Origin of the sequence: Psychrobacter sp., assembly GCF_018260395.1 — a bacterium.
Taxonomy (GTDB): domain Bacteria; phylum Pseudomonadota; class Gammaproteobacteria; order Pseudomonadales; family Moraxellaceae; genus Psychrobacter.
The window spans coordinates 1-12255 of record NZ_JAGLBC010000068.1; the positions used below are offsets into that span (position 1 = coordinate 1).

General features: G+C 33.8%; 10 protein-coding genes and 1 pseudogene. All 11 read right to left on the reverse strand.

Annotation, left to right across the window (positions count from 1 at the left end; translation table 11 throughout):
- A pseudogene (locus tag QZ265_RS06565) lies at positions 1 to 187 on the reverse strand (capsule assembly Wzi family protein); the annotation flags it as partial.
- A 124-nt stretch (positions 188 to 311) separates the two neighbouring features.
- Complete coding sequence (locus tag QZ265_RS06570) at positions 312 to 1859, reverse strand: hybrid nucleoside-diphosphate sugar epimerase/sugar transferase (RefSeq protein ID WP_296404583.1); 1548 nt, start codon at positions 1857 to 1859, stop codon at positions 312 to 314.
- 40 nt (positions 1860 to 1899) lie between these two features.
- The gene (locus QZ265_RS06575; protein ID WP_296404585.1) at positions 1900 to 3072 is read right to left on the reverse strand and encodes a glycosyltransferase family 4 protein; all 1173 of its coding nucleotides are present in this window, start codon (positions 3070 to 3072) and stop codon (positions 1900 to 1902) included.
- An 8-nt stretch (positions 3073 to 3080) separates the two neighbouring features.
- Positions 3081 to 4211 carry a UDP-N-acetylglucosamine 2-epimerase (non-hydrolyzing) gene (gene wecB / locus QZ265_RS06580; protein ID WP_296404587.1) on the reverse strand — a complete coding sequence of 377 codons (1131 nt, stop codon included), beginning with the start codon at positions 4209 to 4211 and terminating at the stop codon, positions 3081 to 3083.
- Between the two features lie 10 nt (positions 4212 to 4221).
- A complete protein-coding gene (locus QZ265_RS06585) occupies positions 4222 to 5334 on the reverse strand; it encodes an NAD-dependent epimerase/dehydratase family protein (RefSeq protein ID WP_296404589.1) in 1113 nt (370 codons plus the stop codon).
- Positions 5335 to 5336: 2 nt separating this feature from the next.
- Complete coding sequence (locus QZ265_RS06590) at positions 5337 to 6374, reverse strand: polysaccharide biosynthesis protein (protein ID WP_296404591.1); 1038 nt, start codon at positions 6372 to 6374, stop codon at positions 5337 to 5339.
- The gene (locus QZ265_RS06595) at positions 6364 to 7533 is read right to left on the reverse strand and encodes a glycosyltransferase (RefSeq protein WP_296404593.1); all 1170 of its coding nucleotides are present in this window, start codon (positions 7531 to 7533) and stop codon (positions 6364 to 6366) included. The genes QZ265_RS06590 and QZ265_RS06595 overlap by 11 nt, the downstream gene beginning before the upstream one ends.
- Positions 7534 to 7626: 93 nt before the next feature.
- Positions 7627 to 8643, reverse strand: a complete 1017-nt coding sequence (locus QZ265_RS06600; RefSeq protein ID WP_296404595.1) for an EpsG family protein — start codon at positions 8641 to 8643, stop codon at positions 7627 to 7629.
- A 99-nt stretch (positions 8644 to 8742) separates the two neighbouring features.
- The gene (locus QZ265_RS06605; protein WP_296404597.1) at positions 8743 to 9630 is read right to left on the reverse strand and encodes a beta-1,6-N-acetylglucosaminyltransferase; all 888 of its coding nucleotides are present in this window, start codon (positions 9628 to 9630) and stop codon (positions 8743 to 8745) included.
- A gap of 43 nt (positions 9631 to 9673) precedes the next feature.
- Complete coding sequence (locus tag QZ265_RS06610) at positions 9674 to 10927, reverse strand: oligosaccharide flippase family protein (RefSeq protein WP_296404599.1); 1254 nt, start codon at positions 10925 to 10927, stop codon at positions 9674 to 9676.
- 107 nt (positions 10928 to 11034) lie between these two features.
- The coding region (locus QZ265_RS06615) for a nucleoside-diphosphate sugar epimerase/dehydratase (protein ID WP_296404602.1) at positions 11035 to 12255 on the reverse strand (1221 nt) is incomplete at its 5' end.

Sequence of the window (12255 nt, forward strand, 5' to 3'; positions counted from 1 at the left end):
TGGTTAAGGGCCAAGTGCTGGTGCTTATCTGGATTACGCCTTGAGCTTGTAACCAGTCAAGTTCAGACTTCAAACGCATGTCATTCATTTGTAGGTTTTGCGCACTGGATAGGGAACTTAATAAACCAACAGTGATTAATAAGCTAATTAGCCTAGTAGTTTGAAATGAACGATTTGAGTATCGCATATTGGTATTGCTCTAATATTAAAAGGGTTATAAAAATTAACTTGATGTAGGTCCGAGCTTATAAGTTAGAAATTAGCAGAATTGCTAAAGTTTAAATAAAAATAGGATTGAAAAATTAAAATTCTTATTTTTCACAAATGGTCGTAGATGTTTTAACAGCATCGCCACTTCCTTTACCAAGTGCGGTCCGAAAAATATAGTTTAAATATTTTTTTAAGGTTAAGTTGTCAATCATCTCTTTATCTATCTCAGCAAGCAATTCTGGTGTAGACATATCTATACCACTTAATTGAGCTAATCCAGTAATACCAGGTAAAACATTGTAGACACCTTTGTCATTTCTGGCTTCTATAAGTTCAAGTTGATTAAACAAATTTGGTCTTGGTCCAACTAAGCTCATCTCACCTTTCAGCACATTAATAAGCTGAGGTAATTCATCGAGTTTTGTTTTACGAAGTATGCTACCAAGTTTAGTTATTGAGCTCGTATCAGCTAAGTGACTCGCTACTGAGGCGGTATCTACCTTCATGGTACGAAACTTTACTAACTTAAATGGTTTTTTATCTTTACCAACACGTTCTTGAATGAATAAGGGAGAGCGAGTATCAAAATAACCTACAATAGTAGTTCCTATTAGTAAGGGAGATGTAACTACTAAGCCTGATGCTGCTAAGGTAAAATCTATAGGTCTTTGCCAAATTGGATTATTTTTATTTTTATTTAAATTCAATTTATATGATTTAGCAGTCTCTTTGATGGATTCATGAGTACCACATTTAGGTTGCCAATTTAACTTTTTCTTGCTCTTAGATATGTCTACTTGCAGGGAACCACATAGTCTTCGAGCTATATGTTTTTTGCCAATAATACTAGCACCAACATAAATTAGTACAGGGGGAATAGGTAAAGCTCGATTGTTTACCTCTAGACCGGATGCAATGTCTTCAAGCATAATAGCAGTCGATATATCCTCATCATCAGAAACTAAAAATATTTCATTTTTAGCAAAGTCGTTATCAATAGTGTTAATAATAAAATCTGTTAAGTTATCCACTGAAACTAAACTACGTAAGTTTTTTCTAATCCCACCTAAAGGCAAAGGTAAACCTTTATAGGTCCATTTCATTAAAGAGCTGAAATTCCCTTTAACATTCTCTCCGTATACTAAAGTAGGACGGATAATCACATACTCTATAGCAGAGTTACTAGCAATTTCTTTCAGTCCTATCTCAGCATTATATTTACTTAGTCCATAGGGATCAGTAGGAGGCTGTGAAACATCTGGTATAAAGGGTTGATTTGGTAAGCTGTATTCGCCATTAACTTTTATAGAACTTAAAAAAATAAATCTTTGAATGCCAGCTTGTACTGCTTGCTCTACTAAGTTGATGGTTGCTGCAGTATTGACTTCATGTAATGATGAACTAAGATTATTTAACTCATCTTTTGTAATGCTTGATTTACCTGCACAGTGCACTATCACATCAATATCTTGTAATACTTGCTTCCACTCAGTAGTAGAGTCTAATTTTTCAATAAAACGGTATTCACAGTCTAAGGTAGGTTTAACTGACTGACGAACACAAGCAATAACAATATGCGGTGTATTTAAAAGACTTTTGACTAAAGCTTGGCCGATAAAACCATTAGCTCCGGTAACTAAAATTTTCATTGCTGACCCTTAAGTTATAATAAATATTTGAAAGAATATTTCAAAGTAACTTAATTACATCTAGTATTTTACCCATTGCAATCTTTTCTGAGTATTTATTTATTAGAGTTTTTCTAGGAGAATTAAGTACTTTAGTGTGTATTGTTTCTACGGCCTCATCAAGTTTTTTAGCTACTTCTTCAATATTATATGGCTCTACTACCCACCCAATATTATTTTGCTGTACCATTTGATAGGTTTCTGATCTTTTATCCATAATTGCAAAAATAGGTTTATTAGCAGCCATAGAATAATAAGCCTTACTTGGAACTCCTAAACCTAGCATACCTTCCGCTAAGGTTACTATAGAAATATCACAAGCATTTAATCCTATAGATTTATCTATTTGAGGAACAGCACCATAATAAATAATATTTTCATAGCCAGCTATAAGTTGTTTTAGCTCATCTGAATATGCGCCATCACCAATGAATAGAAACTGCGCTCTATCTGAATTGCTCATGAGTTCAATTGCTTTGATAAGATTAGAGATGCCTTGGACCCTACCGATATTACCAAAGAACTGAAAAGTTACTTTGCCATTATTCCAATTTAGTTCTCTTAAAATAGCATTGTCAGACTTAGACTCTACAGAAATATCAGCTTCATCAATCCAGTTAGGAACAACAAATATATTTTTACTTTTAGTTTTTTTATGAATCAACTGCTTCATATCTACTCCAATAACGATAATACTATCGGCACTAGCGTAAATACCATCAAAAACTTTTTTTAATAGCTTGTAGACTAAGTTATCCATTGTAAGTACTTTAGCAGGTACTAGATTCTCTGGAAAGACATCATGAACTAAAAGAATCCATCTGAATCCAATTAATTTTTTAAGGACTGAAATAGGAATTAGTAACAGGATAGGTGTAGTCCCTGTAAATACTATATCTTTGCTTTTAACCTTATTTGCAGAATTTACAAAGAATTTAAGGCCAATAAGAAGCTCATAATATGCCCTATTTATAAGTCTTTTCTTATTGATCTTTAATCCCTTAACATATATAGCATCAGGCTGATTCGCAATATCAGGGTCTTTCTTGGTAATTAAGGTAACGTCTAAGTCTTCTTGATTATCAAAACATTTATATAACTTTCCTAACAAATACCCCGTAGTATTTTGAGCACTATCGTAGAACTCTGTAATTAAAAATAGTTTTCTTTTCACAGTAATTCCTAATATTTTTTCCAAACAACACGATTTACATAATCAGTATAGCTTAAAACAATCCTAGCTACTTTTTCACTCACATTAGGCATACTATAATCTTCAACTAATCTCAAAGTACGATCAGTACCTCTTGATTGAGATTCTAAAATTTCTAAGCCTTGTAAGATTCTTTCAGCTTTTAAACCAACCATCATGACGGCAGCTTCTTCCATACCTTCTGGTCGCTCATGAGCTTGTCTTAGATTAAGTGCAGGAAAGTTTAAAATAGAAGACTCTTCATTAATAGTACCACTATCTGACAAAGTGGCTTTAGCAGATAGTTGCAATTTGTTATAGTCACTAAATCCTAAAGGCTTTAACAGTTGAACTAAAGGATTAAACTTAATACTTAACTCCTCTATACGATTTCGAGTACGAGGATGGGTTGAAACAATAACAGGATATTGATATTTTTCAGCTACTTTATTTAGCATATCAACAAGGTCTAAGAAATTTTGATCAGAGTTAATATTCTCTTCTCTATGGGTACTAACAATAAAATATTCGTTTTCTTTAAGACCTAAATTCTCTAAAATACTTGAGGCTTCTATTTTATCTTTATAGTGATTGAGCACCTCAAACATAGGACTACCTGTCTTAATAACCAAATCAGCAGGTAAACCTTCTGCCAGTAAATAGTCTCGTGCTATAGTGCTATACGTTAGATTAATATCTGCCGTATGATCAACAATACGGCGGTTAATTTCTTCTGGAACTCTCATATCAAAGCATCGGTTTCCAGCTTCCATGTGAAACGTAGGTATTTTACGGCGTTTCGCTGGTATAACAGCCATACAACTATTGGTATCACCAAGTACAAGCAATGCTTCCGGTTGCACTGCATCTAATACTTTATCAACACCAATAATAACATTACCGATTGTCTCAGCCCCTGTAGCACCAGCAGCATTTAAAAAATGATCGGGTTTACGTATTCCTAAGTCATTAAAGAAGATTTCATTAAGTTCATAATCATAATTCTGTCCCGTATGAACTAAAATATGGTCAAAGTACTTGTCGCAGGTTTGCATGACTCTAGATAATCTGATAATTTCAGGGCGAGTTCCTACTACAGTCATTAGCTTTAACTTATTCATAATATCACTCTTAGTCTGTTATTGGCATTGCGTAGGTATCAGGTTTTACACGATCAAAAATCTCATTGGCCCATAGCATTACAACCAACTCTTCGTCACCAATATTAGTAATGTCGTGAGTCCAACCTGGAACAGTCTCGACGATTCTACCTTCTTCACCTGAAGTTTCCAACTCATGGTATTCATTAGTAATGATGTGTTTGAACTTGAACAAAGCTTTGCCTTTAATAACAAGGAATTTTTCTGTCTTAGTGTGATGGTAATGCCCACCACGAGTAATACCAGGATGGGCAGTAAAGTAAGAAAACTGACCGGCATTTGGCGTTTTAAGCATCTCCACAAAGACACCACGTTCATCACCATGTTTTGGAACGGTATAATCGAACTGTTCAGGGTGTAAAAAGCTTAAATAAGTAGAATATAATGCTCGAGTCAGGCCGGTGCCTACTGGCAAAGTAGTTAAAGTATTGCGTGAATTTTTAAAAGCTTTAAGAGTCTCTGCTAATTCACCTACATTTATTTGATATTCAGGCTCGATTAGGAAGTATTGATCTTGGATATAGCTACCTTGTATCATATTCCAAAAAGTCTCTACCACATCATCAATATAGACTAGACGGATAATGGCATTAGGATCATTTATTTGAATTGGCAGATCATTTGCAATATTGTAGCAAAAAGTTGCTACAGCAGAATTGTAGTTAGGACGAGACCACTTCCCAAATACATTTACTAAGCGGCATATATAAACGGGATTACCATGACTTTGCTGTAAATCTAATAAAACTTGCTCTCCTCCTAACTTACTTTGACCATAAGGATTATCACGCTCAGCCTGAATAGATGAAGATAAAATAACTGGGGTTCTTTTATTATATTCTTGAAGTAGATTAGCAATTTTTTGCGTTAAGCTAACATTCCCTTCTATAAACTCTTGTTCATCTAAAGGACGATTCACTCCAGCTAAATGTACAATCCAATCAGCTATCTTAACTGCATCAGCTAAATCGTCATCGCTAGATTGACGATTAAAGGTTAAGATATTTACCTCTTGCTGTTCGGATAAGTATTGAATAAGATTTTTTGCAATAAATCCATTAGATCCAGTAATCAAGATATTCATGACTATGCCTCCGGATCAATATAACGACCTTCAGTTAGAGCACGAATAAACTCTAGCTTAAGTAATAAATTTTTCATCCCTTCAACATTTAAGCGCTCAGTATTATGAGAATTGTAGTCATCAACTTCAGTAATATGTAGGTCACCTTCTTCTACATACTTTTCGTAGTTAAGATCACGTTGATCAGCGGGGACTTTATAATAGTAGCCTTGATCAATCGCCACGGCCATCTCTTCACGACTCAGAAGTGCTTCATAGGCCTTTTCACCATGACGAGTACCCATAATAACCACCGGATGGTCATTAAGCTTCATAAGATCTTTCAAAGCATTTGCTAATACTTCTATGGTTGCAGCAGGGGCTTTTTGAACAAATATATCTCCATTCTCACCATGTTCAAACGCATAAAGCACTAAATCAACGGCATCCTCTAACGTCATCATGAATCTGGTCATGTTCGGATCTGTAATAGTAAGGGGCTTACCTTTAAGAATTTGATCGACAAATAAAGGAATAACTGATCCGCGAGAGGCCATTACATTACCATAACGAGTACCACATATAACAGTATTTAAGCCTTCAAGGTTTCGCGACTTAGCAACCATGACCTTTTCCATCATAGCTTTGGAGATGCCCATAGCATTGATAGGGTAGACGGCTTTATCAGTACTCAAGCACACCACACGCTTTACTTTATTTTGTATAGCCGCTTCTAGAACATTTTCTGTACCCATAATGTTGGTTTTAACCGCCTGCATCGGATGAAACTCGCAGGAAGGGACTTGCTTGAGAGCAGCAGCGTGATAAATAAAATCAACGCCACGTGAGGCGCTTAAAATGCTCTGATAGTCTCTGACGTCACCTATATAAAATTTAAGCTTAGGATTAGCATAAGCTTTGCGCATATCATCTTGTTTTTTTTCGTCACGACTAAATATACGTATTTCGCCAATATCAGTATCTAAAAATCTTTTTAGAACCGCATTACCGAAAGAGCCTGTACCACCGGTTATGAGAAGTGTTTTATCTTTAAATAACATTATTTATTCCTTTCTTCTTATTATAAGCATATCGAAACATAGCAATATTGGCTTCTATAGCATCACGTTGAGCAAACTTCTGTTTTGCCCAAGCTAACACAGTCTGTCTCAATTTGTAATGATGATCATCAGACATTTCTATAAGATTATCTATAACCTCGCTGAACGCATCTATGTTATCTAAAGGTAAATCCCAACCAATCCCTAAGCTTTCTAAATTTCGCCAAGGAGTTGTATCTGCAATCACTAAAGGCAACCCAGCACACAAGGCTTCTGCAATAACATGACCATAGTTCTCACCTTTAGTCGGCATAAAAAAGAAATCATATGATGACAAAGCTTTGACCACTTTATTTGGTGTCAATTCTCCCATATATTGTACAGTAATATTGGAAGGTAGTTCTCTAATAATCATTTGACATTCTTGCCAATAACTTAGATCTTCGATAGGTCCATATATATCATATATCAATTCACTCTTAACTCTTTTAAGGGATTCCAAAGCAAAACTTAAATTCTTCTTAGGGGAAATACGAGAGATAAAGACAGCTTTAGTTATTTGATCATTACGAATAGAGATGTTTTTTGCAAAATCCTGAGACCCAACATCTTCAGCTATTACTATAGCTGCTTTAAGTCCTAGAGCATTTCTAATATCTTGAGCTTCGTATGTACTCGATGCTTGAAACACAATGCCACGAGGTAATCCTAATAATTTATAGGCTTTTATAAAAATATTTTTTTTAGTATTTTTTAGTTTTAGAGCACCTTCTGAAAACTCGCCCCTAGGTCCTAGAATAACTTGTCGATTCAAGAGCTTACCTAATACAGTTGGGAGCAATGAAAATTTTATAGAAAAAAAACTATTTACATAAATAATATTATATTTGTTTCTATCCAATACTATTTTGATTATTTGTATAAAACCTTTTAAACCGGGTTGAGCGTAAAAAATTTGAGAGTTACTCAAATTATTCCACTTGCCTGGAATTATGCTTTTAAAGGGCTGTTCACTTCCTAAATCTCTGTCATTAGTAATTATGCGAACAAAAAATTCGTCAAGGTTTTCGACTAAGTTTTTAATGGTTTTAATTGGACCTCCACCTTTGTAACCCGGTAGATAATATTCGCTAAAAATCAAAACTTTAGGTTGGGTCATAATAATGTACTCCGTAGCAGATATACTTCTGCTATTGATAAAATAGATTTATTATTTATTTTAGGATTTACAATGCAGTTTTTTTTAAAAATTTTATCTATATTTCCAAAAACTATAAGCCGCTGATTCCCAATTATTAGGAGGAAAACCTCTAAGTAACTGAATTAAAATATTCATATCAATTTGATAGAAAGCTCCAAATACCCCATGAGTAAATAAATATAAAAATAAGATACAGTAGCTTAAAACATACCCGATGAGAATTAATTTTGTGCCTTTGGGTAATGTCGCTATACCGTTAGTAAGCGCAATACATACAAAAGGTAAAAGATAAAGCCTTACCCTTTGGGAAATAATAGGTATACTCATTGTTAGAAGTTCAATAATAAGCATGAGTAGTGTCGCACGGTATATCCAGTCATTAATCCCCGATTTGACATTAGAGACTCTAGTTTGAAAATATAAAGCCAAAGCATATATACTAAGACGTACTATAGATGAGTATATATTAGCTATATTTGAATCCTCAGAGTACATCTGCAGCTTGCTAATAGCCATAATATTTAAGGTTGTGAACAACCCTGATGAAAGCAGCCCCATTAAAAGAGAGCCAAAACCTATGCTGCTTAATATAATTAAAATAGTAAACTTTTTTGAACTTAATTTAAAAACGTTAAATTTGCCGAGTAGTAGCATTAAGCTAGAGGTATGAAAGCCTGTAGATAAAATAATAGATAAGATACTAGGCATTTTCTTAAACAATAAAAAACTAGAAAGTAATATAATAGAAGCAACAATCTGTCTTAATACATCATTAATATATGGGTAAGTTAAGGCGAGGAATATAGTAACTGTCAGTATTGGCAGTTTTGTATATCTTTTAAATATAGATAATAAAAGGATTACATTAACGGATTTAATAAAAATAGCAAAGAACCAAAAATTGATATTAAGAGAAGCGAATAATCTAGACAATAAATTGTATAAAGGCTCAAATCCTTCAGAATCATTATTATAATAATAATTATCTTGATAGCTAACCCAGTCCAGACCAACCTTATAACCTAAACCTAACACGAAAATAACTAAAGCTGACGAAGCTAACCACATTAATTTCTTAACACTTGCATTTAAGTTAGTCGACTCCAATAATGACAGGAAAATCAGTATCAGAAATATTATAAAATTACCGTTCATTAAGACTACCAGTTAAAGAATTTCATGATTGATTTTATCTACTAATGCCGACCCGTCAAGACTTCTTATTTTTCTAACGAAGAACATTTCAGACTGCTGAATTTCTTTCCAATCCGCAATTGTATACCACTTAGTTAATGAGTTATCAATTAAATGTAGGTTTGCTAAATAATCTAATCCAAAATACTTAAAATTTTGCAAACCTGTACATTGTGACCTTAAAGGAGAGTTACCAAGAATAGTATGGATATAGTGCTCATCAGCAGCATAAGTGTATTTAAACATATCTTGAAACCATTTGTTCTTTTCATGGAAATCTACTACATATTCAGCACATAATGCATTGAGTGCAGTCCAGTTGCTACCTCCATATGCAGTTATATTCCCTCTCAATTTATTAGGAATATACATATGAAAAGAGATTCTTCTTATAATGCGATGAAGATTATGAGTGACTTTGTTTCTAATAGGGAAGGGATTATCCATTATAAACTTATATTTAATCTGACGATATAACAGACGATGATCAGTTAATTTGACGTATTTAATAAAGCTTCTATCTTTATTGCTTTGAAAAAAGTTATCGATAACTCTAATGGGTTTTATAGGATAACAACTTCCTGATAAAAAGATATAATGCGAAAATTCGTAATCGTACTCAATCGCGATTTTTAGCAAATTCATCATTACCTTAACCATAGAGTAGCCAGCCCATGAAACTTTAATTCTAGGAGAGAGGAAGTGTACGTTCCCTTTATCACATAGACTTAAAAAGTTTGAATCATCTACATAACCATCAATATGAATAAATATCTCACAGTTATTCCCTAGAGAGTCTATTAAATTCGATAGATGTTCTCTGTCATTGTGGGCCATAATACAATATGCAACTTTATTCATAACAAAATTTCCCTAAAAGCCGTGTTTGTAGTTTTATCTACCTTTAAGCATGCTTAAATATTTTGGTAATATACTTATATTTAATACAACATATCAATAGTATTATAAAGCTTATGATCTCACTTACTGCAAGACCGTAGGCCGCACCTAACGCACCTAGGTATTTGATAAGAATAGGAGTATAAATAAGATGTAATATAGAGACGGATATAGGGATGATGTAATATAGTTTTTTATGACCCATAGGCACAAGTACATAATTACAGAGGATTACTGATATTACCGAGAATATTAATGCTATTGTCAATGGAGTACTTAAAGGTACCGCATCTATATACGAAATGCCTAGAAAAATATCAATGATTTCTGTATTAAATATTACATAAAAAAAGGCAATTATTAGTAATATAGCGGTTTGCGATAAAAATATTGTTTTTAATAAAGAAAAGGCTTTAGACTCTTCTATTACTAGTAGCGCATTAACTCTAGGAAAAATAGCGCCGCCTGCGACAATGAATAGCCCAGCAAGAGCTGCAGTAAATTTACTAGCGGCACTATAAATGCCCATTTCATGCTCTGAAGATAAAAAACCTAGTAATAAAGGAGTACTAATAGTATAAATACTAATAGCCAAACTACCAATGAAATAAGAAGTTGAGTCAGATAATTCTTTTAAAGTGTTCTTTAATAATCTAAAGTTTGGTAGGCTAATACTTTTATCCTTTATAATACTAGTCCAAGATAATAAGGCAGCAACTAACAATGTACAAGATTGTATTAGTGCAGCTATCACAATATCTCCTTCATCCTTAACGAAATAAAAGGTTGTGGGGAGAACGCTCAATTTAGCTGCAACCTGAGAGATTAAAATTACTTTGATATTTTCGACACCTTGAAAATACCATAGAGGAAATATAGCAGTAGCTATTAGTTGGGGAGTAAATGCTAAAAGTATATAGAGTATATTATTAATTTTACTATTTAAGATTGCTAATGATAGCATAAGACTAATGCTTACGATTAATAACATTAACTTTGCAAATATAATATCCCAAAAAACTTGATCAACCTCTAGCCCTTGTTTTTTTAAAATAGATATTTTTTTGGTTCCACTAAGCGTAAATCCAAAATCTATTATCATACAAAAATAAAGAATTATAGAGTTAGCAAATGAAAGCAAGCCATAGTTTTCTGTTCCTAGAACTCTAGCTAAGTATGGGAAGATAATTAAAGGTATTAAATAATTTAAACCCTGGACAAATATCAAGTAAATTACATTTTTTCTTAATAGGGACATATCATTCCTATACTTTGACAGTAAGTCTTAATCAATTTCGTAACTACTTTTTCTACAGGGATTTTTTAAATTAGTTGGATAACGGGTGATATAATAAGTACAAATACTTAGCTTCTGCTATAACCTTGTACATACTTCTTAAGTACTTCATTTAACCACTTTGTATCACTCTGATGAGCTCTATAGTCCAGCTCTGACAAAATACTTTCCAATTCATCTAATCTAAAACTATGCTCACGTGCTTGCATAATTAGAGCATGCTGTGTTGTTTCAATATTATCATCCCCTATGATAAGCTCTTCATAAAGCTTTTCACCTGGGCGTAGACCGCTGAATACAATTTCGATGTCACCAGATGGGTTACGCTCATCTTTAACTTCATAGCCACTTAAGTGTATCATCCGACGAGCTAGATCGACTATCTTGACAGGATCTCCCATATTTAATACAAATACTTCACCACCTTGCGACATTGCCCCAGCCTGTATGACTAAATTTGCCGCTTCAGGGATCGTCATAAAGTAACGCGTGACATCAGGATGAGTCACTGTAATCGGTCCACCATTAGCAATTTGTTTTGTGAATAACGGAACGACAGAACCTGATGAGCCAAGTACGTTTCCAAAGCGCACCATACTGATTTTAGTGATTGGATTAAGTTCGCTAAATCCTTGGCACACCAACTCAGCTAAACGTTTAGAGGCCCCCATAATATTAGTGGGTCGTACTGCTTTATCAGTTGATATCAATACAAACGTTTCAACATTAGCCTGTATAGCAGCTTTTACGCAATGATAGGTACCTTTAACATTATTTATTACCCCTTCGAAAGGGTTAAACTCCACTATGGGAACATGTTTATAAGCAGCAGCATGATACACTGTCTGTATGTCATAGTGATTAAATACTTTTAATAACTTGTCTTGATTATTGACGTTGCCCAGTAATGCAACAACTTCAGTATCTTCATGATCAGGATAATTTGAAATCCATGCAAGTAGATCTTGATGGATAGCATACAATGCGTATTCCGATAATTCATAAAGTACTAAGCGCTTCGGTTGATTTTTTATAATCTGTCGACATAATTCGCTACCGATAGAGCCACCAGAACCGGTGATTAATACATTCTTTTTATTAATATTTTTAGCCAATAAGTCTTTATTGGGTTCAACGGTTTGACGGTCTAATACATCTAATATATCGACACGGCGCATAGTACTTACAGTGACTTTACCTTCCGCAATATCATGCAAGCTGGGCAGTTGTTTTATCTTAACTGACATTTCTGTTAAGCGATCTATGATGTCACGTCGACGCTGACGATT

Coding starts and splice junctions, on each gene's coding strand:
- QZ265_RS06570 (WP_296404583.1), bottom strand. CDS start 1,859: ATGAAAATTTTAGTTACCGGAGCTAATGGTTTTATCGGCCAAGCTTTA.
- wecB (WP_296404587.1), bottom strand. CDS start 4,211: ATGAATAAGTTAAAGCTAATGACTGTAGTAGGAACTCGCCCTGAAATT.
- QZ265_RS06585 (WP_296404589.1), bottom strand. CDS start 5,334: ATGAATATCTTGATTACTGGATCTAATGGATTTATTGCAAAAAATCTT.
- QZ265_RS06590 (WP_296404591.1), bottom strand. CDS start 6,374: ATGTTATTTAAAGATAAAACACTTCTCATAACCGGTGGTACAGGCTCT.
- QZ265_RS06595 (WP_296404593.1), bottom strand. CDS start 7,533: ATGACCCAACCTAAAGTTTTGATTTTTAGCGAATATTATCTACCGGGT.
- QZ265_RS06600 (WP_296404595.1), bottom strand. CDS start 8,643: ATGTGGTTAGCTTCGTCAGCTTTAGTTATTTTCGTGTTAGGTTTAGGT.
- QZ265_RS06605 (WP_296404597.1), bottom strand. CDS start 9,630: ATGAATAAAGTTGCATATTGTATTATGGCCCACAATGACAGAGAACAT.
- QZ265_RS06610 (WP_296404599.1), bottom strand. CDS start 10,927: ATGTCCCTATTAAGAAAAAATGTAATTTACTTGATATTTGTCCAGGGT.